The organism is Gordonia insulae (assembly GCF_003855095.1).
Classification (GTDB): Bacteria; Actinomycetota; Actinomycetes; order Mycobacteriales; family Mycobacteriaceae; genus Gordonia; species Gordonia insulae.
The window spans coordinates 3,621,187-3,647,057 of record NZ_CP033972.1 but is presented as its reverse complement, the minus strand read 5'-3'; the positions used below and the strand labels follow the sequence as shown (position 1 = coordinate 3,647,057).

Below are 25,871 nucleotides of genomic sequence, written 5' to 3'. Positions count from 1 at the left end.
GTCGCGTCCCCCGACCGGTTGACGCGGGGTCGGTCGTGAAGTCGTCGCCGCCAATCGCGGCTGGTCTCCTCGCCTTACATCGGCAGGTCGGGCGAATCGACCCCGACCACCCGGTCTCCGCAGAACACCCGGATCGACTCGGCGGGACCGTGCCCGCCGATCCCGGATTGGCCCCAGAAGCTCTGCGCGGACTCGTCTCCGAGGTCGGCGACCTTCGCGCCGTTGACGCGCACCTCGCCGGACTTCACCCGGGCACCGACGGCGATCGCACGGTCGGTGTCGGTGCCGAAGACGTATGCGTCCAGGCCCGAGGCGTGCGCGTTCGCCGCCCGCAGCGCCTCCGCCTCGGAGTCCACGCCGTGCAGCGAGACGACCGGCCCGAACAGCTCCGCCGTCGTGCGATCGGGGTCGGATCCGGTTGCGATAGTGGGGGACAGGAAGAACCCGGTGAGGGAGGGCAGCTCGCCCGGCTGGTCGATCTCGGCTCCGAGCGCGCGGAGACCGTCGATCCGCTGCCGCAGCGTGTGGTGGTGCGGCTCGTTGGAGATCGGGCCGATGTCGGTGGCCTCGTCGAGCGAGTGCCCGATCCGCAGCCTCGCGATGCGTTCGCGCAGCGCCTCGCGGAGCGGCTGCACCAGGTGCTGCGGCGCGAGCACCTTGCCCGGCCCCTCACACCACTGGCCGTTGAGATTCGTCATGCCCGTGAGGATCCCGTCGGCGGTCACGTCGAGGTCGGCGTCGTCGAGCACGATCACGGGGTTGTTGCCGCCCAGTTCGAGCTGCAGGACCTTGAAGTCCTCCGCAGCCGCGCGGGCGATCGCCCTGCCCGCCCCCGGGCCGCCGGTGAACGACACGACCTGGACACGACGGTCGCCGGTGAGGGCGGCGCCGATCTGGCCGGTTCCGTGCACCACTTGAAGCGCACCGTCGGGCAGGCCGGCGTCGACGAAGCACTCGGCGATGACCTGCGCGCTCGCGGGTGCGTGCTCGGAGGGCTTGAGGAGGACGGGGCAGCCGGATGCGATGGCGCTCGCGACCTTGGCCGCCGGGATGAAGCTGGGGCCGTTCCACGGGGTGAGGATCGCTGCGGGGCCCCACGGGATGCGGTGCAGTCGGACGTCGCGCCCGCCCGCGGTGAGTGGGCTGACGCGGGCGATGGTGCGCGCCTCGGCGGCCGCGCCGCGCAGGCGGTGCGGAAGGAACGCCGCGACCTTGCGGGTGGCACCGATCGCCGTGCCGCTGGTGAACGCGTCGACGCGGGCGATCTCCTCGATCCGCTGCTCGACGTTCGCCGCGGCCCGCTCCAGCGCCTCGGCGCGTTCGATCCGGAAGTCGTCGGCGGTGAAGTCCGTCGCATCGTAGACGCGCTGCGCGAGATCCAACGCCCGCTCCAAGTCGGCCGCGACGGTGGTCACCGTGCGGTGGACTGGCTCGCCGGTGTTCGGGTCGGCGTTCCAGGTGTCGAGCGCCTCGCAGTCGACCCATTCGCCGGCGATGTGGTTGCGGGGTTGGGCGAGGATGGTGGTGGTTTCGGTGGTCACGGGGTCGTCTCCTCGGTCTCGGGGCGGGTGGGCATGGCGACGACGATCCGCGTCACGTCGCCCGATTGCATGGCCTCGAAGCCCTCGTCGATCGCCTCGAATCCGATGACGTCCGTGACCATCTCGTCGAGGAGGAGGCGGCCCTGCTGGTAGAGGCGGGCGAATTGCCCGATGTCCTCACGTGCCTGGCCGGAGCCCATGTAGGAGCCGATCAGGCGCTTCTCGCTGAAGAAGAAGTCGGAGGCGGGGACGGAAACGTCGGTGCCGTCGGGCGCGATACCCACGAGGCAGGCAGTGCCGGTCGGCCGCACCACAGCCAGGGCGGTCGCGGCGGTGCGCGCGGAGCCGACGGCCTCGAACGCGAAATCCACACCGTCGCCGAGCAGTTCGACGATCTCCGCGGGCACGTCGCCCGCGCCGTTCACGGTGTGCGTGGCGCCGTACTGGTGGGCGGCCTTGAGGCGGGCGTCGTCGAGGTCGATACCCACGATGGCGGTCGCGCCGGCCAGCCGCGCGCCCTGGATGATGGCCGATCCGACTCCGCCGCAGCCGATCACAGCGACGGTGGAACCCGGGCGCACCTGCGCCCCGCGGAACACAGCGCCGACGCCGGTCACGATGCAGCAGGAGAGCAGGCAACCGACGCGGGTCGGTACGTCGTCGGGCAGCATCACCGCGGCGTTCGCGCGAAGCAGGATGTGCTCGGAGAACGCGCCGACGTCGCCGAGGCGGGCGACGGGCGTCCCGTCAGGCAGCGAGTACGCGGGCCGAGGGCGGCGCCGGATCTCCGCCTGCCGCCGGCACTGGGTGGAGCGGCCCGCGTTGCAGTTCGCGCACTGCCCGCACGACGGGGTCAGCGCGCCGGTCACGCGGTCGCCGGGCTCGAGGTCGGTGACGGCAGAGCCGACCGACTCGACGACGCCCGCCACTTCGTGCCCGACGACGACCGGCATCTCGGATTCGACGGTGCCGGTCATATAGTGCAGGTCGCTGTGGCAGAGCCCCACATGGGTGACGGCGACCCGCACCTCGTGCGGCTCGGGATCGTCGACGTGGATGTCGGTCAGGTGCAGGGGCCGGCCCACCTCGGTGAGCACGGCAGCGCGGGTGATGATCATCGTTTCGCTCCGTTCGCGGTCGCGGATGTGCGTGCGTCCCAGAAGCCCTGGACACCGGCGGTGAGCGCGCCGCTGTTCCACGACTCGTCAGCCGCCGCGTCCTCGCGCTCGAAGGCACGCTCGATCTCCTCGATCGACGGCCGCAGCAGTTCCAGGTGCAGGGCGGTGTTGTTGACGTCCTCGGGGGTCCACGCGTGGACGGTGTCGATGGCGCGGTCGAGCAGCGCCTCCGGTGCGACGATCTCGTCGAGCAGGCCGATCCTCAGCGCCTCGTCGGCTACCAGACGCTCGGATGCCAGGACCATGCGCATCGCGTGGCCCCGGACGAGGCGGGGCAACAAGATGCTCGACGCGTTGGAGATGGTCAGGCCGCGCCCGTTCTCGGGCTGGTAGAACTCCGTCCGCGGCGTGCCCAGGCGTGCGTCGCAGCACAGCGTGATCTCCGACGCACCGCCCACGGCGATCCCGTTGATCGCCGCGATCACCGGGACCCGGGTCTCGATCACGGCGCGGGTCACGTCGTGGAAGCTCTCGAAGCTCTCGCGCATCTCCTCGAAGGACGTGGGCGCGGCGGCCAGGTCCTCGCCCGCGCTGAATGCGCGTCCGGTCCCGGTGAGCACGATGCCCCTGGCCTTGTCGCCTGTGCCGTACTCGCGGATCAGCGCGGACAGGCGTCTGCGCATCGGCGCGGTCAGCGCGTTCAGCTTGTCGGGCCGGCGCAGCGTGATGACGGCGACATCCCGGGTCACCTCCACGAGTACGCGCTCGGTCGCCTGGTCGGTCTTGTTCACGGGGTTCTCCTTGGTCGACGGTGCCGGCGCGCGCAGGTCGTACACGGTGCCGGGGGCGTGCGCGGCACGGGCCTTCAGTGCGGGTTTGGACACCCGCTCGGACGGGGTGCGGGGGAAGTCCGACACGAATTCGACGTAGCGCGGCACCTTGAAGCGGGCAAGGCCTTCGGCGACGCGGCCGATGATCGCCTCGGCCGTCCCGCGGTCGGCGACGACACCCGCGGCGAGCTGTACGAAGGCCTTGACCTCCTCGCCGAGAACGTCGTCGGGTTCGGCGACCACGGCGGTCGCGACGACGGCGTCGTCGCGCTCGAGTGCGGCCTCGACCTCGGCGGCGGCAACGTTCTCCCCGCCGCGCCGCACCATGTCCTTGAGCCGGCCGACGAGGCGGATCCCACCGTGCTCGTCCTCGACGGCGACGTCACCGGTGTGCAGGCGGCTGTCGCGCAGGGACCGTGCGGTCTCCTCGGGGCGGTTCCAGTAGCCGAGCATCATCGGCGCACCGGCCACGGTCAGCTCGCCCGGTGTCCCGGTCGGGACCTTGGCGCCGTCGGCGTCGACGATCCGGACCTGCTTGCTGGGTACGGGATGCCCGAGGGTTCCGCTGCCGACGGCAGCGGCGTCGTCGAACGGGCTGAACAGGTCGATCCCGCTCTCCGTCATCCCGTACACCTCGCGCCAGGGCGCGCCCCAGCGTTCCTCCAGCGCGGCGTGCAGCGCCGTGGGAATGGCGGAGCAGAACACGCCGCGCAGGCGATTCACGCGATCGTCGGTGCCGGGCGGCTGCTTGAACAGCAGAGTGGGCATCGAGCCGAGCACGTAGCAGAAGGTCGCGCCGTGGCGGCGCACGTCGCGCATGAAGCCGGACGCCGAGAACTTCGGCAGTACCACCAACGGAGCGCCGGTCGTCAACGCCAGCACGGTGTTCCACTGCGGGTCCATGTACGAGAAGGGTTGGGCTGTCAGCAGCACGTCGTCGGGACCGAGGCCGGCCGCTCCGGCGCAGGTCCAGCCGATCCGGGTCCAGTAGTCGTGGGTCAGCATGCACGCCTTCGGAAAACCGGTGGTCCCCGACGTGTACTGCAGGTTCGCGAGGGTGTCCGGGCGGACGTCCACGTCCGGGGCGGTGGACGGGTGCTCGGTGGTGGTGGTCTCGGCGATGTCGACGACGCCGACGCCGGCCAACGCGGAATCGCCCGCGATCACCTCGCGCACCAGCGGCAGATGGTCGGCGTCGGTCACGATCACGCGGGCACCGGAGTCTTCCAGCACGAACCGCAGGTCGACCGCGCGGTAGGTGGAGTTGACGGGCACGGCAACCACGCCGGCCTTGAGCACGGCGAACCAGGTGAGTGGCCAGCCCACGACGTTCGGCAGCATGATCGCGACCCGGTCACCCGGGGCGATGCCGTGGTCCGAGATCAGCAGGTGCGCGAGCCCCGACGACGCCGCGTCCGCCTGCTCGTAGGTCCACGATTCGTCGCCGAACCGCAACAGCTCTGCGCCCGGCGTGCGGGCGGCACCGTCGGCCAGAAGTCCCGTGACGGTGCCGATCCGCGGGGCGTCGCCGAGCTCACTCGGGTCGACGGCGACCCGCCGAGCGGTCTCGTCGATATGAGGTGTGGTCACTGCCAGGCCTCCTGTCGGCTCTGCGATTCGTCGACGATCCAGCTCATCGCCGGGTCGTCGCTGTCCATCCACTCGGGGTGCCACTGCACCCCGAGGATCGGTGCCCCGGGCGCCTCCACCGCTTCGATGACACCGTCGGACGTCCGGCCGGTGACGATCAGGCCGTCGCCGCAACGGTCGACCGCCTGGTGGTGCCACGAATTCGTTGTCATGCTGGGGCCGAACACGCGCGCGGCCGTCGAGCCGGGCTCGAACCGCACGATGTGGACGGCGTCGCCGTCGGTGGGGGCGGCTTGCGGGGACAGATGGGGGATCGGTCCCGGCGGAAGGTCCGCGATCAGCGTCCCGCCGAGTGCGGTGTTGAGCACCTGCAGTCCCCGGCACACGCCGACCAGCGGAATCCCGCGGTCGACGGCCGCACGGGTGAGGGCGAATTCGTACTCGTCACGTTCCGGATCGTGGGCGTTGGGGTCGGTGCGTGGGTCCACGTCACGGACGACCGTCGTGTCGCCGCCCCAACGAACGGGATGCACGTCCTGCCCGCCGGTGATCACCACGCCCGACAGCCACTCGCAGGCGTCGTCGGGGTCGGCGTCGTAGGGCAGGTGCACCGGCAGGCCGCCGGCCTGCGCGATCCGGGTCGCGAACGCGGACATGAACGAGTCCATGCACGCCTTTCCGTAGCGGGGGTCGGACCCGGCGATCAGGCTCAGTTCGAAACGGCGGCCGGTGATCCCGATGAGTGGCCGGCGGTTCATGAGAACTCGAAGTATCGACGCGACTCCCACTCGGAGAGTTCGGCGTACGGATCGCCGCCCTTGGTGTGGAACTCCATCCACTCCCAGCGCCGCGACGCCGTCCAGAAGTCCACGAATTCGTCGCCGAGGTACTCGCGGAGGATTTCGTCGCAGTCGAGCGCTGCGATCGCCTTGGTGATGGAGTCGGGGATGCGCTCGACGCCGCAGTCGTCGGGCAGGCACCACGCCATGTCGTCTACCTGCGGCGGGGCCTGGATCTTCCGCTCGATGCCCGCGACGACACCCGCGAGGATGCCGGCCAGCGCGTAGTACGGATTCACGTCCGATCCGGGCACGCGGTACTCGAGCCGGGAGTACTTCGGGTGACCAGCGATGGCACGCAGTGCCGCGGTCTTGTTGTTGACGCCCCACGAGATGGTTGTCGGCGGCCCGGACACGTCGACGAGCCTGCGGTACGAGGTGATCTGCGGCAGCGCGAGCAGGGTGTTGCCGGCCATCGTCGCCATGAGTCCGCCCACCGCCTGCAGCATCACCTCGGACGGGCCGTCAGGGTTGTAGAACTGATTCGCGCCGTCGCGCTGCAGCGACAGGTTGATGTGCGCGCCCTGCCCGAAACCGGCCGTGGGCTTGGCCATGAAGGTGACCGACCGGCCCTGCTCGCACGCGATCTCGCGCATCACCTGCTTGGTCCGCACCCACGCGTCGGCGAGTGCCAGAGGCTCGGTGGGAGCGATGTTGAGCTCGGTCTGGCCGGGTGCGGCCTCGTCGGTCCACGCCTCCCAGACGATGCCGAGCTCGTCCAGGCGGTCGGTGACGGCCTCCATGTAGTCGATCCAGTCGGTGGATCGGGCGAGGCAGTAGGTGGATCCGGAGTTGCCGCCCAGCGGCGTGAGGTCGCGGTAACCGCGGGCCCTGGCCTCTTGGATCGACTCCTCGAACAGCGTCGTCTCGATCTCCACCGCGACGGTGGCGGTGTAGCCGAGGGCCGCGAGCCGATCGATCAGCCGGCGGACCATGTTGCGTGGGCAGATCGGCACGGGGCGTCCGTCTTTGAGCCAGAAGTCGCCGATCACGGAGTCGACGCCGGACTTCCACCGGACCAGCGTGCTCATGTCGGGGATCATCGAGATGTCGTAGAGGTTGCCGCGCCAATCGGGGTAGGCGTCGCCGAACACGATGTCGGTACCCATGTCGATGGCGAACAGGACGTCGGCGAACGCGAAGCCGGATTCCCTGCCCGACGCGAACTTCGCCGGCGTGACGTTCTTGCCCATGAAGCTGCCGTCGTGGTTGGTGGCCTCGAGCCGCACGGCTTTGGTCTGCGTGTCCCGTTCAGGGGCGGCGAGATCAGACATCGAATCGAACCTTCCAGGAGGCTGCGGTCGTGACGGACAGCTGCGAGAGCGTTCCCTGGACGCGAAGACCGCGCTCCAGGGCGGAGAGGAGGTAGTCGGCGCCGGTGAAGACGCCCGCGAGCAGATCCGGGGTGCCGACGATGCGGTAGGTGTCCGCGCCGGTGCCGAACCTGGCCTCCTCGGGGCCGTCCGGGCCCAGTGCCACCGCGACCAGGACGTCGGGTATGCCACGGATTCCGCGGGTGAGGTCCCAGAACCGCGCGGCCGCGTCGCGCCACGACGGCAGCGGCGGGCACAGCGCCTGGCGCACCGCTCCGGCCAGCAGGGGATCACCGTCGGTCGCGACTGCCGCAAGTCGGTCGTCGAGGTCGAGGATGAGCGCGGCGTCCGTGCGTCCCGCGGTCCCTCCGGTGACGGTCGCGGCACCGTCACGCAGGACGACAGTGGCGGCCTGCGGGGTGTTGTGCGACCGGACGGCGACGGAGCCCGACAGGTGTTCGAGGCTGTCGACAGCGTGTCCGGTCCGGAACGAGTCCCGCAGGGTCCTGCCGAGCAGCCGGACGATCGGCGTCGCATCGTCGTCGATGACGACGGCGTCGCCCGCGAGCGGGGCCGGAGGTGGGGTGGTGGTTTCCATGGCGTGTCCTGATCGGTTGTGGGGGAAGGGAAGAAGGAGAAGGGGGAGAGGAAGGACGGCGTTGCGGCCGGTGTCATTCGAGGGTCGCGTACGCGTCCGGCCGGTTGCGGCGCAGAACGAGCGCCCACGCGAGGCCGGCGACGAACGCGGCGACCAGCACGGCGAGGAAGACGTCGGCGAGGGTGCCCGAGCCGATGAGCACGCCGAAGTTGCTCACGACCAGCACGAGGATCGCCCCGAGCGCCGCGAGTGCGAGGACAGGGGCGACTGTGCCGCGCCACAGGCCCGTCGTCCGCTCCCGGAGGAAATGCACGACGATCGCGGCCGAGGTGAGCGCCAGCAGCGTGATCAGACCGAGCGTCCCGGCGCCCCCGAACCATGCGTAGACCTGCGTGACCGGGTCGAGCCCGGCGATCGCGGTGACCGCGACGAGCACGCTGATCACCGCGGAGGTGACCAGCGAAGCGACGTGCGGCGACCCGTGCGCGGGGTGCACGTGGCCCAGACGCCGGGGCAGGGCGTCCTGCCGGCCGAGGGCGAACAGGTACCGCGCGACCACGTTGTGCGCGGTGAGGATGCACGCGAAGAAGCTGGTGACCAGGAGCACCTGCACCCCGTCGTGGGCGACCTGCGAGACGTAGCGCGTTGCGAGCGCGGGCGCGAGCCCCTCGGGGTCCGCAGCGGCGACCTCGGCGGCGCGGGACATCCCGAGTCCGTTGATCATCGCCCACGACGAGAAGGCGTAGATCACGGCGATGAGGATCACCGCGATGTAGGTGGCGCGCGGGACCGTGCGGTCGGGGTCCTTGGCCTCGGACCGGAACACCGCGGTCGCCTCGAAGCCGACGAATCCGAAGACCGCGAACATGATCCCGGTTCCGGTCGCCCCGCTGGTGAACGCGCCCCAGGACAGCGGCTGGGCCGACAATCCCTCGGCGCCACCGCGGAGCACGATCGCGAGGTCGACCAGCGCGACGACCCCGATCTCCGCGACCAACAGCACACCGAGGACGCGGGCGCTCACCTCGACGTTGCGGTAGCCCAGGTAGCCGATCGCCGCGAGCCCGGCGGCGGAGAGGATCCACCACGGCACCGACACGTCGGTGAACGTGGTGAGCACGTTGCGGGCGGCGGCACCGAGATAGCCCGTCACGGAGACGATCAGGACGGCGTAGGTCACGAGGGCAAGCGCAGCGGCGCCGAGGCCGATGGCGGTGCCCAGGCCGCGCTGGACGTACGAGTAGAAGGCACCGGCGTTCCGGACCTCGGGTGTCATCGCGGAGTAGCCGACCGTGAACAGCACCAGCACGATCCCGACGATCATGAAGTCGACGGGCGTCCCGATACCGTTTCCGGTGCCGAGCATGAGGGGGATCAGCCCGGCGAACACCGTCAGTGGCGCGGCGAACGCTACGACCATGAAGACGATCTGCGGGACACCGAGGGTTCGGTTCAGACCGGTGCCGACCTCGGGTGACTGCACTTCGCGCTGTTGCGTCATGAGAGCACGCTCCCGCTCGCCCGGGTGCCCGCCGCGGTGAAAGCCTCCGAGGCGGCGCGCTCCGCGGCGCTGACGGCACCGTCGATGTAGCCCTGGTTCAGGATCGCCGTCTCCGTGCCGGCCCAATGAATCCGGCCCGTCGGCCGGCGGTCGGCGTCGGTGTACTGGGTCAGCGATCCGGGCGCGCGGGAACCGACGCAGCCGCTGATCCACTGCTCGTGCGTCCAGTCCTTCTCCAGGTACGCTGCCGGTTTCGCGGCCTCGGGCCCGAAAAGGGTGGTCAGGTCGGCGAGGAAGGCGTCGTGGCGCGCCGCGGGATCGTCGAGGATCGCGTCGGACCAGTGCTGGCCACAGCCGGCGCCGGCCGTGCCGTGGAAGGTCAGCAGGATGCCGACGCTCGCGTCGGGAGGGGAGTTGTCGACGACGTAGTTCGCGACCGGTAGGTCGGTGACGGCCTGGCCGTTGAGCCCCTGTTCGCGCCAGAAGGGGCGGTCGTAGACCGCGAACAGCTTGTTCTCGGAGCCGGTGCTCCACCGTCGCTGCAGCATGCTGCGCCGGGTCGGGAGATCGGGTGTGAACCGGATGCGGGCGGCGTCCGCGGGCGACATCGCGACGATGACGCGGTCCGCCCGGACGTCGGCGCGGGCGGAGCGGACGAGCACCCCGTCGGCGTCCTGGTGGACGTCGGACACGGGGGAGTCGAGCACCACAGCCGGCCCGAGGTCGGCCGCCATCCGGTCGGCGATCGCCGCAGTGCCGCCCACCACCCGCGACTCCTGCGCACCGTCGGTGATGTTGACGGCGTGGTCGATACCGCCACCACCCTTGATCCGCGCGAGCTGGACGAGCAGTGAGGTGCTGTGCAGGTCCTCGGCGTTGGTCACGGTGAAGGCCATCGTGAACATCTCCCTGGCCTCCGCGGTGAACGAGTGCGCATCCAGCCACCGGCCGAACGTCGTCGCGTCCCATTCCTGCGCCCGGCGCGCCGTCCACGGGGCCTCGAGAGGAACCGATTTCGCCATCCGCTCGAGCCGCAGTTGCAGCTGGGCGAAGTCGGCGATGGCCAGGGGGTTCATCGGCGGGATCGTTCCGTCGTAGCGCCTCGACCGACCGCGCCGGTGGTAGATCGACTTGCCGTCGATGAACGTCTTGAAGGTGCGCAGGCCCAGCTCGTCGATCAATGCGAGGACGCGGTCCTGGCCGGGGCCGACCCATTGGCCGCCGCCCTCGGTGATCACGCCGTCGGTCACGTGCAGGTTCATCGTGCGGCCGCCGACGCGGTCGCCGGCCTCGATCACGGCCACGGAACGTCCGGCCTGGGTGAGCCGGCGCGCCGCCGTCAGCCCGGAGATCCCGGCACCGATCACCACGACATCGACGGTGCGTTGCGCTGTCATACCGCCACCTTCTCGATGTGGGCGACGACGTGATCTGCGATGCGCAGGGCGAGCGCGTCGGGCAGGTGGTGTCCCATGCCCGGGATCACGATGTGGCGGGCGTGGGGGATCGCGGCGGCCGTCGCATCGCCGCCCGACGGCGCGACGATGAGATCGCGGTCGCCGTTGATCACCAGGGTGGGTGCGGTGATCCGTGCCAGCTCGGCGGTGCGGTCGCCCGAGGCAGCGATCGCCTGGATCTGTCGAGCGGTCCCCGCGTCACCGTCGCCGGCGGTGCGGTTCCAGGTGGTGACGGCGTGTGCCGCCTCCTCGACCTCGTCGACCGGGTACGCCGTGCCGGCGAGGTGGGCCGTCATCCGGAGGTGCGCTCGGACGGCGCCCACCCGGTCTCGCGGGGGCGGGCTCGCGATGAGTGCCATGGTCGATGGCGCGGGCTGTCCCACCTTCGGATTCCCGGTGGTGGAGTACAGCGACGTCAGCGACGCGGTCTGTTCGGGGTATCGCGCGGCAACGGTCTGCGCGATCATGCCGCCCATCGACCGCCCGACAGCGTGTGTGGGGCCGAGCCCGAGATGCTCGATCAGTTGGGCCGCGTCGTCGGCCATGTCCGCCAGTGTGTAGGCGTCGCGGCGGGCCTTGCCGAGCAGCTGCTGCAGCGTATTCGGCGGTGGCGTCGTCGCGTACGTCGACCGCCCGCAGTCCCGGTTGTCCATGCGGATCACCAGGAATCCCGTGGCGGTCAACGCCGACACGAATCGGTCCGACCAGGTCGTCAGGTCCTCGGCGAGTCCGGCGATGAGAAGCACTGGCGGCGCGCCGTACTCGCCGTCCATCCGGTAGCAGATGCGGGTGCCGCCCGGCAGCGGGGCGAACCTGTCCTCGGTGTGCTCAGACACAGACGGCCTCCTTCGCCGTCGACGGTGCGGCGTCGTCCGTCGTCGAGCCGAACACCAGGGCATCGTCGAGCAGCGGACCGCGGAGGATCTTTGCGTCCTGCTGATACGACATGGACATCTGGAACAGGCCCGTGCCCTGCTTGGGGATGACGTCGCGCGCGCGCTGGGCGTAGCCGGAACTCAGGTCGACGATCGGCCGGCGCTCCATGCCCGGGTCGGCTTCGACGCGGACGCTGTCGTACCCGAAAACGTCCATGTGCTTGACCAAGTCGCAGAAGTAGCGGGCGAGAATCCCGACCTTGAGCGTCCATGCGGACGTGGTGTAACCGATCGAGATGGCCAGGTTGGGGATACCAGAGAGCAATGCGCCGCGGTACGCGACCGTGTCCGGGAGGTGGATCGGGGTGCCGTCGACCTCGAGGTCGATACCGCCGAGCATGCGCATGTTCAGGCCGGTCGCGGTGACGATGAGGTCGGCGTCGAGGTGTTCGCCCGATTCGAGCGCGATCCCGGACGCGGTGAACCGGTCGATCGTGTCGGTGGTGATGGAGGCGGCGCCGGTGCTGAGCGCCTCGAAGAAGTCGCCGTCGGGGCACAGGCACAGGCGCTGGTCCCACGGGTTGTACGGCGGGTTGAAGTGGGTATCCACGTCGTAGCCCTCAGGCAGGGCCTTGGCGTTGACGCGCCGGATGATCTTGCGCGTGAGGTTCGGGAATGCGCGCATGAACTTGACCTGGCCGAGGTCGGTCCAGATGTTGGTGAACCGGGTCATCGCGTAGCCACGCTTCTCGCCGAACAGTCGGCTGAGCAGCTGGGCGAAGCTGTCGACCTTGGGCCACGGCACGACGTAGGTCGGCGTGCGCTGCAGCATGGTGACGTGCTCGGCGGCGCCCGCGTGGTTCAGCATCGACGGGATCAGCGTGACCGCGGTGGCGCCGCTGCCGATGACGACGACCTTCTTTCCGGCGTAGTCGTAGTCCTCGGGCCAGTGCTGGGGGTGGATGATGTCGCCCCTGAAGTCCTCGCGGCCCTCGAAAGGCGGGGTGTATCCCTCGTCGTAGCGGTAGTAGCCGGTGCCGGCGAAGATCCAGTTCGTGGTGATGCGCCGGTCGCCGTCGGGGGTGTGGACGTCGAGGGTCCAGCGGGCCTCGGCGGACGACCACGAGGCGTGCTCGACGCTGTGCTCGAAGCGCACCAGCCGATTCAGGTCGAACTCGTCGAGCGTCTCCTGCAGGTAGTCGACGATCTTCGGCGCCTCAGCGATGGCGTCCGGGTCGGTCCACGGCTTGAACTCGTAGCCGAAGGTGTGCAGGCCGTTGTCTGACCGGATGCCCGGGTACTTGAACAGGTCCCAGGTGCCGCCGATGTTCGTGCGGCCCTCGAGGATCACCACGCGCTTTCCGGGGAACGCCTCGGTGATGTACTTTGCGGCGCCGATGCCGGAGATGCCGGCACCCACGATGACGATGTCGAAGTCGTCGGTCTGCGGGAGAGTCTTCATCGTGGGCCCTTTCGGTGGTGACGATGTGTCGGTGGTCACTTGGTGTGCCTACGACGTTGCCGGTTCAGCCGTCGTGTGATCCACAACGCACTGCTCCCAGTTCTTCGACGGGGTAGTGCACTGTGCACACCGACCTCGTGCTCGGTCACTTGCGATCGCACCGACTGGTGCAAGGTGTCGCGAATGTCAGCCGAGGATGGTGCACCTCGCGGTAGCGCGCGGAGGGCTCGTCGCGACACCGTGAGAAGCGTCACGAGACACGGATCACATCTCATGGAGGAACGGCACCATGCGCGACTTGCTCTTCGCCGCAGCGGACATCTGGATGATCGCCATCGGATTCACCTGCGGCATCACATTCATCAGGAAGTACTCGAACTGGCTGATCGGCCTCGAGTGGATCATCATGGCGACGTCGGGCTCGAACTTCCTGATCTACGGCATCACGAAGGCCGGTACCGACTCGCCGATGTACCACGTCGCTTTCTTCCTCGACGCGTTCTCCCGGTCGATCGGTTTCACCGTGATCCTCGTGCTCGGCCTGCTCATGGTCACGCACAGGTACAAGCCCACGAAGGCCGTCGAGGTCGGCGCCTTCGCCCTGGCAGCGGTGCTCGGGTTCCTCCTGTCGCAGTTCGCCACCGAGATCGGCACGCCCGGTAAGGTCTTCTTCCTCGTGATGGCGCTCGGCGTGAGTGCCTTCCTCGTGTACTACGGGCAGCGGCTGTGGGCGCTCGGCGAGCACGCACACGCCGGATGGGTGTGGTTCGCGACGGCGCTCAATGTGGTCGTCGCGTCGATCTACGACTTCGCGCACATCCCCGGTGATGACGCCGACCACACGCTGTTCTACATCCTCGCGCTGTTCACCTGGGGCCTGGCGATGCTCGTGATCTACCGCTCGTACGTCGTTTTCGACGCGCACAACCGCGCCGCAGACGGCGCGGGTAGCGCTCGCGCAGCGGTCGCCCAGGGGGCTGAGAAGGCATGAGCGCCACGACGAACACGGTTTACACCGAATTCTCGGGCTGGATCGATCCGCCCGTCGACATACGTCCTCCGCTGACGGAGAACCTGACCTGCTCCGTCGCCGTGATCGGCGGTGGGCTCGCCGGGATGGCGACGGCGCTGCGGCTCGCCGAGCACGGCGTGGACACGATCCTGCTCGAAGCCGCGTTCTGTGGGCACGGCGCCGGCTCGCGCAACGCGGGCCAGCTGGCCAGCGCGCCGGGCGGCGACATCCAACTCCTGAATCTGTTGTACCGCAAACGGATGCCGGCGATCATCCGCCTCACCGAGAACGCGGCGGCGCACGTGGAGGACCTCATGGAGAGGCGGGGGATCGACTGCGACTACGAGGCCACCGGCAACGTCTTCGCAGCGGTGTCCCGCGGCCAGCTGGGCCGGACACGGCGGATCGCGAAGATCCTCCGCAGGGCCGGCGCCGAGGTCCAGGAGGGGAACGCCCGTGAGCTGGGGATCCCCCACGGCTTCCTCGGCGGTATGCGGGAGGTCCACGGCGGCATCATGAACCCGGGGAAATTCCTCCGCGGCCTCCGTACTGCGGTGCTCGGTTCGCCGGTTCGGGTCTTTGAGCAGTCGAAGGTGACCGACATCGTCCGCGACGACGACGGGGTGCTCGTCACGACCCCGCGCGGCGTCGTCCATGCCGGCACCGTCGTACTCGCCACGAACGCCCACGCGGGCGAGTGGGACATCACCCCGAAGCGACTGTCCTCGCCCATGTGGGTCACCGAGGTCGAGACGGAGCCGATCGCCCCGGAACGGCTCGCCGCACTCGGCTGGACCAGTCGATCCGGCCTGGTCACCCAACACAACATCATGGAGAACTACCGCGTGACCGCGCGCAACACCATCGTGTTCGGGGTGCGCCGGATCGAGCGCGCCGTCGACTATCCGCTCCCAGAGCGCAGCCCGGACCCGTCCGTGGTGGCCGAGCTGGCCGAGGCGTTCCACCGCCGGTTCCCGCCTCTGGCCGATGTGGCCGTCGACCGGGCGTGGGGCGGATGGATCGGCATCTCCTCGACGTGGCTGCCCGTGGCCGGGACGGTTGGCGAGAACGTCTACTACTCGCTTGCCTGCAACGGTCACGGACTTGCGCAGGCCACGTACATCGGCTCCCTCATCGCCGACCGGATAGCGACCGGCACCACGCCGGACGACCTGCGGGCCGTGTGGGCCGATGAGCCGCGGTTCGGTCGCGCCGTTGGGCTGGTCATGGGGCGCGTCGGAGTCCGGGCGGCGTGGGCGATCGACCGGTTCAACGACGCGTTGAACGGGAGCAAGCGGATCGCACGGCGGCGCTACGCGGACGCGGCCCCCGCCGACGCCGAACGCTCCCGGGCTGTGGGCGTGCGGAGCGGGGCACACCAGTGAGCGCGGGACACTCCAGGGCGTGTCCCGCGATTCCCACCGCCGACGATCAACGTTTCGGCAGATGAGTGTGATCCGACGACGGACGTCCGATAGTTCGCCCGCATGATCACCTGACTATCGTTTCCCGGGTGACCACGACGACCACGACCAGCGAAGGTCTCGGTCCGCGGCTGCTGTTGGCGCTCGCGCTGCTGTCGGCGACGGCGCCGATCGCGACCGATCTCTACCTCCCGTCGTTCCTCGAGGTGCAGCAGTCCCTGCGCACCGACGCCACGCACGTGCAGTTGACGCTCACCGCGTTCCTCGTCGGCGTCGCGGGCGGCCAGGTGCTGTGGGGTCCGGTGTCGGATCGGTTCGGTCGCCGTAACCCGCTGTTGATCGGCTCGGCGGCCGCCGTACTGGCCGGCGTCGTGGTGGTGCTTGCGCCGAACATCGAGGTCCTGATCGCGGCCCGGTTCGTGCAGGCGGTGGCGGCAGCGGCGGGCATGGTGATCGCGCGCGCCATCATCGCCGACCTGCTCCGCGGGTTCGCCGGGGCCCGCTCGATGACGCTGATGATGACCATCCAGAGCCTCGCGCCGGTGATCGCACCCGTCATCGGTGGCGTGCTCGCCGGGCACATCTCCTGGCGCTGGGTGCTGGCTGTCATCCTGGGCGCGACTGTCCTGCAGTTGATCCTGGCCGTGACGTCGGTGCCGGAGACGTTGCCGACGGACCGGCGGGCGCCACGTCTGCGGCATCACGAGCTGCTGACCCGCTTCCGGCACCCGGCCTTCCTCGCCTACGTGTTCACCCAGGCCTTCGCCTTCGGCGCCCTGATGTCCTACATCTCCAGCTCCTCCTTCGTCTATCAGCGGGTGTTGGGCACATCCGAGGTCGTCTACGGCCTGTGTTTCGCGGTGAACGCTCTCGGCATGACCGTGGCAGGGTTGATCGCGGCGCGTCTGTCCCGCAGGCGCGTGCACCCCGCGACCACGATCCGGGTGGCCCTGCCGGTACTGCTCGCCGCCTCGGTCGGTGTCCTCGGTGCAGCATTGTCACCGGTGCCGTGGCTGTTGGTGATCCCGCTCTTCATCGGTGTGACCGCGGTCGGCTTCGTCATGGGCAACAGCGCCGCCCTCGCGATGGAGCACAGCCGAGACGCGGCAGGCGCCGGCAGCGCGGTGCTCGGCGGGCTCATGTTCCTCGTCGGCGGCGCAGTCTCACCGCTCGGCGGCCTGGCGGGTGACGACACCGCGGTCCCGATGGCGTGCGTCATGGTGTGCTCGGCGGTGATGGCGCTGGGTTGTTTCGTGATGGCGCGACGTCACGTCGCCCGGCATCCGGACGGTGAGGCGGCGTTCGCCGCCTGAGCGCCGCAGACGTCTACAGCGCGTGCCGACCGGCCGCGGACGCGAATCCGAGCCAGGTGTGCCGGTTGCCGGCCCAACACCAGCCGACCTTCGGTGCGCCCTTGCGTTCCCGACCGTCCCGGCCGGTGCCGCCGGAGATCCAGATCGCCGGCGTGCGGGCGTCGAGCTTCCCGTTCGCCTTGGTGAGCCGGGAACCGATCGTCATGAAGCACTTGTTCGGCTCGAGCCGGTCCGGTTGCTGAAGTAGCCACGCGACGCCCTCGCCGATGGTCAGCGGGGTCCGTCCGGCCCCGGTGATCGCCGGCAGTGCTTCGTCGGGACTCCAGTTCGACATCGCGTCGCCGCGATCGATGTCGGAGAGCAGGTAGAACGGGCTGTCCGGCATGTCGATTCCGGTGATCGGCGCGAACTCGTCGAGGTCGGTCATGTCCACGACGACGAATCCCGGCTTGCCGGCCCGGGATAGCAACGGCGCCAGCGTCGACGGCGCGATCAGTTCGGGGCCCGGAACGAGGAGCCCGCCTCCGACGGCGTCACTTCGTCCGGCCGCGTCGAGAAGCTCTGCATCGGAAACCCCCGCGAGCCGGCCGACGCCGAGGTCGATCAGCCGCCGGGCTTGTGTCAGCAGGTCGGGGAGGGTGTCGATCATCGCGCTCATCCCCCGAATTGTACCGATGGTGTGAAAGTTCTTGCCGCTCAGCGCAGTCCGAGTGAGCGCATGAGCACCGGCCAGGACACCGCGAGTTCGTCCTTCCAGTACCCCCACTTGTGCGTGCCGGTGGTGCGCAGGTTCGCGGTATAGGGAATCCCCAGCGCGGAGAGTCGGGTCGTCATCTGGCCGGTGCAGAAACTCGTGCCGATCTCGCCGATGATGCCCCGGAAGGTCTCGTCGATCGGGTCGGCCAGCAGGTTGTTGTACTTACCCGGCACGCCGTTGCCCGACGACAGGTAGATCGTTGTGCCGCGCAGCTTGTCCGCCATCAGGTACGGATCGTGGCGGGCCCACTCGGGATCGCCGACCGGACCCCACATGTTGGCGACGTCGCCGCCCCCGCGACTGACATCCCATTGGGTGAGCAGCTGATTCGGGATGCTGGAGATGTTGGCGCAGTCGCTGTAGCCGGCCACCCCGCGATAGAGTTCGGGCGCGCGGGCGGCGAGCGTCAGCGCCGCCACGCCACCCATCGACGCCCCGGCGATCGCGTTGCGGCCGTTGCCGCCCAACTCGTCGTCGATCAGCGGGGGCAGTTCCTTGGTCAAGAACGTCTCGTACATGTACTTCTTGCCGACGCCCGGATCGACCGCACGCCAGTCGGTGTAGTAACTGTGTGCATCGCCGACCGGCGTCACCACGTTGAGTTTCTCGCCGGCGGCCAGTGTCGCGAGGTCGGTGAGGGCGTACCAGCCGGACTCCTCGTCGTGTGCCTCGGCGCCGTCGAGCATGTAGAGCGTCGGACGGGCACCGGCGGTGTCGGAGCCCGTCCCGGTGCCGGCGGGCCGCTGTACATCGACGGTGACCGCGCGAGCCATCGCAGGCGACCACACCTTCAGCCGCTCCCGCCCGTCGAACGGCACCGTCGACATCACGTACGGCTTGGTCGGGTCGGGTGCGGCCGCCGCGCGCGGTGCGGTCAGTGAACCGGTCGCCGCGACACCGATGGCCACGGCGGCCGCGGTCAGCCCACCGAGGAAACGTGCCCGTCGAGCCACCGACTGACCTCCTACCCGAGAAACATTCGTCACTTCTGTCCCATCCGTATCAGAAGAAGTATGTCCGAATTGCCTCTCGGTAAGCCAATCGCGAGACCGTTCCGCAACGGCGCGGTGACCGGGCCGATGCCCGACGGGCGGTCCCTCAGTCGGCCACGGTGGCGGTCACCAGTAGGTATTCCCAGCTCATCCGGCCGGCGTCGAGGTGACGGTCGGCGAGCGCGGCCATCGCGCCGTCGAGCGCGGCGACCTTGTCCGGTTCGTCGGCGATCGCCCTGAACGTCGCGATGGTCGGCCCGTAGCTGGCCTTGAAGAAGTCGCGGAACGCGGCGCCGTCGGCGAACCGGGTGATCGGGACGGAGTCGGTGGTCGCGGTGAGATCGCGGACGCGATCCCCGAGCAGGGCCCGCACATGGTCGGCGTCGCCCCACCGCACACCGGGTTGCGTACCGGGCGCCGGGAGCGTAGCGAGCGGGCCCACTTCACGCGGCGGTGGCGGGGGTGCGTACGGCTTCATCGCGGCGAACAGTTCGCCGATGAATCCGGTTGGCGTCCAGTTGATCAGACCGATCCGGCCGCCCGGCCGGCAGACGCGGACGAGTTCGTCGGCGCAGCTCTGATGGTGCGGCGCGAACATGACGCCCACGCACGACACCGCGACGTCAAAGGTTCCGGTGTCGAACGGCAGATCCTCGGCATCCGCGGTGCGCCAGACGATCCCGAGATCGCCTGCGCGCTGCTCGCCGATCTCCAGGAGCTCAGGGGTGAGATCCGTGGCGACAACATGTGCGCCGGCCCGGGCCGCCGGGATGGCGACATTGCCGGCGCCGGCGGCGATGTCGACGACGCGGTCGCCGCGGTCGATACCGGTGGCCTCGACGAGGCGAGGGCCCAGGGCGGCGATCACGTCGGCCACCGCCGGGTAGTCGCCGGATGCCCAGAGTGCGCGGTGCTTCGCCTTCACCGCGGTGTCGGTGGTGATGTCGTCGATCGACATGGAGGACTCCTTCATTCATTCATACGACGTCGAATCGGAGGACGCCGTCGGGGTTTCTGCCGTGGTCAGCATCCCGCCGGGGAGCCGCGGTCCTCCAGATCAAGATCTGAACCACCCCCGGTTCAGAATCTGTACTGGTCATCGTCGCCGTCGGGGTGTGTACTTGAACACGGTCGACGGAGGTGGTCGCAATGACCTCATATGGACAGTTCTGCCCGGTGGCGAAGGCAATGGAGCTGCTCGACGAACGATGGACGATACTCGTTGTACGTGAACTCCTCTTGGGCAGTAGGCATTTCAACGAGTTGAGGCGCGGCGTGCCGAAGATGTCGCCGGCACTGCTGACCAAGCGACTGCGTGGGCTGGAGCGGGCCGGGGTGATCCGGCGAGCCGAGGTCGGTGGGCGATCGGTGTACACGCTGACCGAGAAGGGGGAGGAGCTCACCGAGGTCGTGACAGCGTTGAGCGCGTGGGGTACCCGATGGATCGGCGAGCTCGGCGACGCCGATCTGGATCCGCATCTGCTGATGTGGGACATGCACCGGACCATCCCGATCGACCGGTGGCCCCGACGGCGCACCCTAGTGGAGTTCACCTTCCGCGACGTCATCGGGAAGGCCGGCTCGTGGTGGCTGGTGGTCAGCGACGGTGATGCCGAGGTCTGCGACTTCCATCCCGGCTACGACGTCGACGCCACCGTGGTCACCGACCTGCGTACCCTGACCGAAGTGTGGCGCGGCGACGTCTCCTGGCGAACGGCGTTGGCCGACAATCGGATCACCGTGCTCGCCTCATCCGAGGTCCGGCGCGATGTGCCGGACTGGATCGGTCAGAGCAACGCGGCGGCGATCCCGCGTCCCGCGTGATCGCGACAGTCACCGTGAATCGGTTGTCTCACAGCCAGTCACGGCGCCGGAAGCTGACGTAGAGACCTATCACCAGGGCGACGATGAGTACGGTGCTGGTGATGAATCCGAGCAGGCGGTCATACCCGGGGTAGGGCACGTTCTGACCGTAGAAGCCGGTGATCGCGGTCGGCACCGCGATGATCGCCGCCCAGGCGGTGAGTTTCTTCATCACCGTGTTGAGTCGGGCGTCGGCCAGCGACAGGTTCGTCTCGAACACGGTGGTGATCATGTCGCGCAGAGACTCCGTCCACTCGGCGGCTCGTATCGCGTGGTCGTAGAGGTCGGAGAAGTGCGGGTCGAGTTCGGGCGGCGCCTCGTTGTCGAATCGGCGTCGCTGGATGCTCCCGATGACCTCCCGCATGGGCAGCACGACCCGGCGTAGGAGCACGAGATCCTTACGCAGATCGTAGGTCTCGCGCTGCAGCGTCCGCGACGCCACCTTCTCGTCGAACAGCGATCCCTCGAGGTCCTCGATCGCATCGTCGAGGCGTTGGACGGCGTCGAAGTGGCCGTCGACGACGACGTCGAGCAGTCCGTGCAGCAATGCGCCGATTCCGTACTGTTCGCCGCCGATCTCATCCCACCGGTCGGTGACCTGGTCGATGTCGAAACCTTCGGACAGCCGGACCGTGATCAGCGCGTTCTTCTTGATGAACACCGAAATACGATGCAGATCAAATGCTTTGGCTCGATCGGCTGGTCGGGCAGGTGCGCCGCGTTCGGCGCGGTCGCTGTCGCGGGCCCCGCCGTCGTCCGTCATCGTGACGGCGTACACCATGAGAAAGGTGTGGTGGGCGTAGCTGATGGTTTTCACGCGCTCCGCCGTCGCGGTGGTGTCCTCCACCGCGAACGGATCGAGGTCGAGTTCGTCGGCGAGGCGGGTCATGGTCTCGTGGGTGGGGCATTCCAGATCCGCCCAGACCAGCAGACGGTCATCCTCGATGCAGTCCGAGACCTTACCCAGCTCGAACCCGTCGATCTTCTGGCCGTCGCGCCAGATCTGACCCCGGATGCGTTCGGACATACCCACATCCTGCCACCGGCGGGCCGATGGCAGGATCACAGCATGGCCGCGCGGATCCCGTCTCTCACCGGAATCCGGACCATCGCAGCGCTGTCGGTGTGCCTCACCCACGCCGCATTCTGGACCGGCCACTACACGGATGATTACGTCGGGCGGCTGCTCAGTCGCTTCGAGGTCGGCGTCGCGATCTTCTTCGTCCTCTCCGGTTACCTGCTGTTCTCGCCGTGGATCGCCGCGCTCGCCGAGCAGCGCTCGATGCCCTCGGTGAGCCGCTATCTCGGGCACCGGGCGCGCCGCATCCTGCCGGCCTACTGGCTCACCGTGATCGCGGTGTACGCCCTCTATCTGGTCTATGAACCGCCCGATGCATCGCCGACCGGTGCCGGGTGGTCGGGGTTCATCCGAAACATGACCCTCACCCAGGTCTACGGGTTCGGGCATCTGCACTCGGGACTGACGCAGATGTGGAGTCTGGCCGCCGAGGTGGTCTTCTATCTCCTGTTGCCGGTGATCGCGTGGGTCCTGGTGGTGATCTGTCGCCGGCGATGGCGTCCCGACCTGCTCGTCGTCGGACTGCTCGCCCTGATGACGGTGTCCCCGATCTGGTCCGTGATCGTCGCGGGCAGTACCGGGATCAGTCCGACCGCACGGCTGTGGGCGCCGGCCTTCCTCGGTTGGTTCGTCGCGGGCATGCTCCTCGCGGTGTGTACCCGGTTGATCCGACGTTGGGACGCGACCATCTCGGTAGCCGTCGCGGCCGGAGCCTTCCTGCTGTCCGGGGCGGCGATCGCAGGTGAACCGACCATCACGCCGACGACGGCGTCCGCGACCATCGTCAAGCATCTGCTCTATGCGGTGATCGCCGTCGCGCTGATCGGGCCGCTGGCGATGCGTGAGCAGTCGGACTGGTGGGCGCGGCTGTGCGGTAGCCGACCGATGGTGTGGCTCGGTGACATCTCCTACGAGTTCTTCCTCGTACACGTCGTGGTGCTCGAGGTGGTGATGGACGTACTGGGTTTCGGGGTGTTCGGTGGATCGACGCCGGTCGCCTTCGTCGTCACGACGGCGGTGAGTGTGCCGGTGGCGTGGGCGCTGCACCGGGTCACCAGGCCGCTCTGGCGCCGGGAGCGGAGCGAGCGGGCCTGATGTGCTGGCGCCGGGAGCGGAGCGAGCGGGCCTGATGTGCTGGCGCCGGGAGCGGAGCGAGCGGGCCTGATGAAGATGAAGCAGCGGCGTCCTCGGAACCCCGGGGCGGTCGGCGGGCGCAGGTAGCATCGAAGGTGTCCTCCCGCAGGTCCGGGCAGGGGAATCGAGGGTTATCCGATGGCCGATATCCGGCGTCCAGGGCTTCCGACCGGCGTCACCACCAGTGACGAGATCCGGTCGTGGTGCGATCAGTCGCGCCTGCCGGGTGAACGACCCGAACTCTCCGACACTGCGGCCGTGCTCGTCGCGGCCGGCTTCCTGACGCCCGGCGGTCGCTCGATCCTGGTGCGTCGCATCTCGACGGGCCTGCCGGTGCCGGTGTTGCCCGGCGGATTCGGCGACCTCCGGCGTCTGCATCGCGCCATCGGGCAGACCGAACATCAGCTGGGCAATCCGATGATGCCGAGTGTGGTCGCCGCGGTGATGCGCAACCGGCTGAACGGGCTGTACCGGCGCCGCGACGACGCCCGCAAGACCCTCGTCACGGCGAAGGGTGTGTTCGCGGGCGGGACCCGCGCCATCCGGCGCGAGCGCCGCGAGAACGTCTATCTCGAGATCGAGGAACGTGAGCGCCTGTTCGCGGGGCTCATGTGCACCCCGACACCGAACGTGAACACCACTGGGTACATGCGCCGCGCAGGCACCGCGGCCTTCGATCGTCTGGCCGGGGTGGTCGGCCAGGTCGCCGCGAAGTCGGGTCACGCGCAGGCGGGTGAGTGGGCGAGCCAGATCCTGGTGCCCGAGCGTGGCGACGCGCCCACCGCGCCGGTCGGTACGCCCGGAACGGCTGCCTTCGTCGACGGATACGAGACGTTGCTGTTCGTCGCCGCTCATTTCTACGACCGGATCGTGCGTAACCCGGCGTGGTTGTCGGATCACTTCGAGATCCAGCGCACCCAGGTCAACCTGCACGCCGAGCTCGCGGAGATCGCGGCCGACGTGATCGCGCTGCGGGCGGTGCGTATCGATCTCGACCGGGCGAAACGCAACGGCGGATTCGATCAGTCCTTCGCCGAGCACATCGACCGCCGCGAGACCACGCTGCGACCCGTGTGGACGGAGTTGCTCGATCGGGTACAGGCGCTCGGTGAGGTCGCCGCGGTCGTCGAGTCGGCCGCCATCGAGTTGCGGGTCTTGGCCGAGTACAACCGCGCCACCACCATCGACGACCGCATCGATGCGCTCATTGCCCGATCGGGAGATCGGGAGATCTCCGTCGACAATGCGAAGCGACTCACCGAACAGGTGCGCAGCGGCGAGGATCAGCTACGAATCTATCGGGATGTATTGCAGGGCAACATCGCCCGCATCTCACCGGCCGTGCCGCGGGAGCTGCCGGCGCGGTACGAGCCGTCCTGACCCCGCATATCTCATCGCGACCACGCCCGGAGGTACTCCTTCTCCGTCGCGGTGAGCCGACGCAGCGTGTGCGCCTCGATGTCCACGACGGCCATCTGTGTGCTCGCGACGCACGCCGGTTTCGTGCCGGGCGCGTCGTCGCGGGCGCGGACCTCGTAGCCGATGGTGAAGTCGACCGACCGGTTGCCCTTGATCCACATGCCCACCTGCAGCGGCGAGTCGTCGTGGCGCAGCTGTCGCTGGTAGCGGATCTCGACGTGCACGATCATCGCGCTCTTGATCAACGGCGCATACCCGGCGCCGGGCGAATTCGGCCCGCTCGCTTCGCTCCCGGCGCCGGTCTGATTCGGCCCGCTCGCTTCGCTCCCGGCGCCAGTGACATTCGGCCCGCTCGCTTCGCTCCCGGCGCCGGTCGAGAGCAGCCACGCCACCCGAGCCTCCTCCATCAACGTGACCATGCGCGCATGATTGATGTGGCCGAAGGCGTCCATGTCCGACCAGCGGACCGGGACATGCGCGACGTACGCGAAGCCGCCCGGGCCGAGACCGCCGTGACCTGCGTCTTCGGGTGTGTCGCGGGTTGTCTCCACCGGTGTCATCTGCATCCGCCTCTCGAGAATGTCGCCGAACTGTTGCCGGATGTACGCACGAATGGCCTCGTCGGGGTTCCGCAAGGCGATTACCGATCAGTATCCTGTCAGGGGAGGCGGCGCCGGGGGGATGCCGCGTGTCCGATGCCGATACCGACGCCGAGACCGGCGTTCGGGTGCAGTCGCGGGCGTGCGCAGTGAGGGAGAACATGCGGAACTCGAGTCGATGGGCGGCGGTGGTCGCCGCGCTGATGATCGCGCTGATGGGAGCGCCCACGGTGGCGCACGCCGACACCAAGGTCGCCAAGATCTCGAAGACCGCTCGGCTGAGCCCGGAACGAACCGACGTCTGGGTCAACTCGCCGTCGATGGGTGGCAAGGTCAAGGTCTCCGTCCTCACCCCGCGCAACAGCAGCGGACCTCGATCGACGGTGTATCTCCTCGACGGCGCCGACGCCGGTGAAGACGTCAGCGACTGGATCACCAAAGGCAAGGCGGGAAAGTTCTTCGCCGACAAGAACGTCAACGTGGTGTTGCCGACCGGTGGCGCGGGCAGCTTCTACACGAACTGGACCCGGCGCGATCCGAAGATCGGCAAGCCGCAGTGGGAGACGTTCCTCACGAGGGAGCTGCCGCCGCTGGTCGATGACCGGTTCGACGGAACCGGCCGCAATGCGGTGGTGGGCCTCTCGATGGGTGGCCAGTCGGCGTTCGCGCTCGCGGCACGGCACCCCGACCTGTACTCCGGGATCGCGTCGCTGAGCGGGTGCCCGCCGGTGTCCGGCCCGGTCAACGAGAGCTACGTGCGCACCACGGTCGCCAAGAGCGGCGGCGACGCCACCAACATGTGGGGCCCGTTCGGGTCCGCCAACTGGAATGCCCACGATCCGAGCCGGTACCTCGACAGGCTGCGCGGCAAGAACATCTACCTCGCCGCCGGCTCCGGGGCGGTCGGTCCCCTCGACCTCACCGCACCCTACGACCCCAAGGACGGTCCGCGTCCGGCCGTGACCGCGGCAGCGTCGGCATTGGAGGTCGGGGCCTGGCGTTGTTCGCTGGAGTTCGCCGCGACCCTGCGGGCCAACAACGTCCCGTTCACCGAGGGCTTCCGCCTCATCGGGACCCACAACTGGGTCTACTGGGAACAGGATCTCCCGGCGGCCTGGCCGACCATCTCACGCGACCTGTAGACGGGCGCGGCGCT

22 protein-coding genes are annotated in these 25,871 nt (G+C 69.0%); 7 read left to right on the top strand and 15 right to left on the bottom strand.

The genetic code is table 11. From position 1 onward, the window contains the following. Positions 1-74: 74 nt before the first annotated feature. The 10 genes from D7316_RS16620 to D7316_RS16575 form a co-directional block, all read right to left on the bottom strand. Positions 75-1,541: an aldehyde dehydrogenase family protein gene (locus D7316_RS16620; RefSeq protein WP_124709234.1), complete on the bottom strand. Its 1,467-nt coding sequence runs from the start codon at positions 1,539-1,541 to the stop codon at positions 75-77. Then, positions 1,538-2,659, bottom strand: coding sequence for a Zn-dependent alcohol dehydrogenase (locus D7316_RS16615; protein WP_124709233.1), 1,122 nt, complete (start codon positions 2,657-2,659; stop codon positions 1,538-1,540). The genes D7316_RS16620 and D7316_RS16615 overlap by 4 nt, the downstream gene beginning before the upstream one ends. After that, positions 2,656-5,079: an AMP-binding protein gene (locus D7316_RS16610; RefSeq protein WP_124709232.1), complete on the bottom strand. Its 2,424-nt coding sequence runs from the start codon at positions 5,077-5,079 to the stop codon at positions 2,656-2,658. The genes D7316_RS16615 and D7316_RS16610 overlap by 4 nt, the downstream gene beginning before the upstream one ends. Next, on the bottom strand, positions 5,076-5,837 hold the full coding sequence (locus tag D7316_RS16605) for a gamma-glutamyl-gamma-aminobutyrate hydrolase family protein (protein WP_124709231.1): 762 nt from the start codon (positions 5,835-5,837) through the stop codon (positions 5,076-5,078). Before D7316_RS16605 ends, D7316_RS16610 begins: the two co-directional genes overlap by 4 nt. Next, positions 5,834-7,192, bottom strand: a complete 1,359-nt coding sequence (locus D7316_RS16600; RefSeq protein ID WP_124709230.1) for a glutamine synthetase family protein — start codon at positions 7,190-7,192, stop codon at positions 5,834-5,836. Before D7316_RS16600 ends, D7316_RS16605 begins: the two co-directional genes overlap by 4 nt. Then, positions 7,185-7,829, bottom strand: coding sequence for a hypothetical protein (locus tag D7316_RS16595; RefSeq protein ID WP_124709229.1), 645 nt, complete (start codon positions 7,827-7,829; stop codon positions 7,185-7,187). The genes D7316_RS16600 and D7316_RS16595 overlap by 8 nt, the downstream gene beginning before the upstream one ends. Positions 7,830-7,902: 73 nt before the next feature. Next, complete coding sequence (locus D7316_RS16590; RefSeq protein ID WP_124709228.1) at positions 7,903-9,330, bottom strand: APC family permease; 1,428 nt, start codon at positions 9,328-9,330, stop codon at positions 7,903-7,905. Continuing rightward, entirely contained in the window at positions 9,327-10,727 is a 1,401-nt protein-coding gene (locus D7316_RS16585) for a flavin monoamine oxidase family protein (RefSeq protein WP_124709227.1), read from the bottom strand. Before D7316_RS16585 ends, D7316_RS16590 begins: the two co-directional genes overlap by 4 nt. Beyond that, a complete protein-coding gene (locus D7316_RS16580; protein WP_124709226.1) occupies positions 10,724-11,623 on the bottom strand; it encodes an alpha/beta fold hydrolase in 900 nt (299 codons plus the stop codon). The genes D7316_RS16585 and D7316_RS16580 overlap by 4 nt, the downstream gene beginning before the upstream one ends. After that, positions 11,616-13,124 (bottom strand): flavin-containing monooxygenase, encoded by a 1,509-nt coding sequence (locus D7316_RS16575; protein WP_124709225.1) that lies wholly within the window; start codon positions 13,122-13,124, stop codon positions 11,616-11,618. Before D7316_RS16575 ends, D7316_RS16580 begins: the two co-directional genes overlap by 8 nt. Positions 13,125-13,413: 289 nt before the next feature. Here D7316_RS16575 and D7316_RS16570 point away from each other — a divergent pair, with 289 nt between their 5' ends. The 3 genes from D7316_RS16570 (at position 13,414) to D7316_RS16560 (ending at position 16,873) form a co-directional block, all read left to right on the top strand. Further along, positions 13,414-14,115, top strand: a complete 702-nt coding sequence (locus D7316_RS16570; protein WP_124709224.1) for a transporter — start codon at positions 13,414-13,416, stop codon at positions 14,113-14,115. Then, a complete protein-coding gene (locus D7316_RS16565) occupies positions 14,112-15,521 on the top strand; it encodes an NAD(P)/FAD-dependent oxidoreductase (RefSeq protein WP_124709223.1) in 1,410 nt (469 codons plus the stop codon). The genes D7316_RS16570 and D7316_RS16565 overlap by 4 nt, the downstream gene beginning before the upstream one ends. Positions 15,522-15,649: 128 nt before the next feature. Next, positions 15,650-16,873, top strand: coding sequence for a multidrug effflux MFS transporter (locus D7316_RS16560; protein WP_164473805.1), 1,224 nt, complete (start codon positions 15,650-15,652; stop codon positions 16,871-16,873). Positions 16,874-16,886: 13 nt separating this feature from the next. On the opposite strand, the gene D7316_RS16555 is transcribed toward D7316_RS16560, so the two are convergent. The 3 genes from D7316_RS16555 to D7316_RS16545 form a co-directional block, all read right to left on the bottom strand. After that, positions 16,887-17,531 carry a DUF5701 family protein gene (locus tag D7316_RS16555; protein WP_124709221.1) on the bottom strand — a complete coding sequence of 215 codons (645 nt, stop codon included), beginning with the start codon at positions 17,529-17,531 and terminating at the stop codon, positions 16,887-16,889. A gap of 38 nt (positions 17,532-17,569) precedes the next feature. Continuing rightward, positions 17,570-18,583: an alpha/beta hydrolase gene (locus D7316_RS16550; RefSeq protein WP_232016936.1), complete on the bottom strand. Its 1,014-nt coding sequence runs from the start codon at positions 18,581-18,583 to the stop codon at positions 17,570-17,572. Between the two features lie 145 nt (positions 18,584-18,728). Continuing rightward, positions 18,729-19,580 carry a class I SAM-dependent methyltransferase gene (locus D7316_RS16545; protein ID WP_124709220.1) on the bottom strand — a complete coding sequence of 284 codons (852 nt, stop codon included), beginning with the start codon at positions 19,578-19,580 and terminating at the stop codon, positions 18,729-18,731. Positions 19,581-19,771: 191 nt separating this feature from the next. On the opposite strand from D7316_RS16545, the gene D7316_RS16540 reads away from it, so the two are divergent. Then, positions 19,772-20,446 (top strand): winged helix-turn-helix transcriptional regulator, encoded by a 675-nt coding sequence (locus D7316_RS16540; protein ID WP_124709219.1) that lies wholly within the window; start codon positions 19,772-19,774, stop codon positions 20,444-20,446. A 28-nt stretch (positions 20,447-20,474) separates the two neighbouring features. Here the strand turns inward: D7316_RS16540 and D7316_RS16535 are convergent, their stop codons facing one another. Next, positions 20,475-21,512 carry a magnesium transporter CorA family protein gene (locus tag D7316_RS16535; protein WP_124709218.1) on the bottom strand — a complete coding sequence of 346 codons (1,038 nt, stop codon included), beginning with the start codon at positions 21,510-21,512 and terminating at the stop codon, positions 20,475-20,477. Positions 21,513-21,554: 42 nt separating this feature from the next. Between D7316_RS16535 and D7316_RS16530 the strand changes: the two genes are divergently transcribed. Beyond that, entirely contained in the window at positions 21,555-22,658 is a 1,104-nt protein-coding gene (locus tag D7316_RS16530; RefSeq protein ID WP_124709217.1) for an acyltransferase family protein, read from the top strand. 177 nt (positions 22,659-22,835) lie between these two features. Further along, complete coding sequence (locus D7316_RS16525; protein WP_124709216.1) at positions 22,836-24,077, top strand: hypothetical protein; 1,242 nt, start codon at positions 22,836-22,838, stop codon at positions 24,075-24,077. A gap of 11 nt (positions 24,078-24,088) precedes the next feature. Here the strand turns inward: D7316_RS16525 and D7316_RS16520 are convergent, their stop codons facing one another. Then, entirely contained in the window at positions 24,089-24,676 is a 588-nt protein-coding gene (locus D7316_RS16520; RefSeq protein ID WP_197718251.1) for an acyl-CoA thioesterase, read from the bottom strand. A gap of 242 nt (positions 24,677-24,918) precedes the next feature. Here D7316_RS16520 and D7316_RS16515 point away from each other — a divergent pair, with 242 nt between their 5' ends. Beyond that, positions 24,919-25,857 (top strand): alpha/beta hydrolase, encoded by a 939-nt coding sequence (locus D7316_RS16515; RefSeq protein WP_232017192.1) that lies wholly within the window; start codon positions 24,919-24,921, stop codon positions 25,855-25,857. Positions 25,858-25,871: the final 14 nt, after the last annotated feature.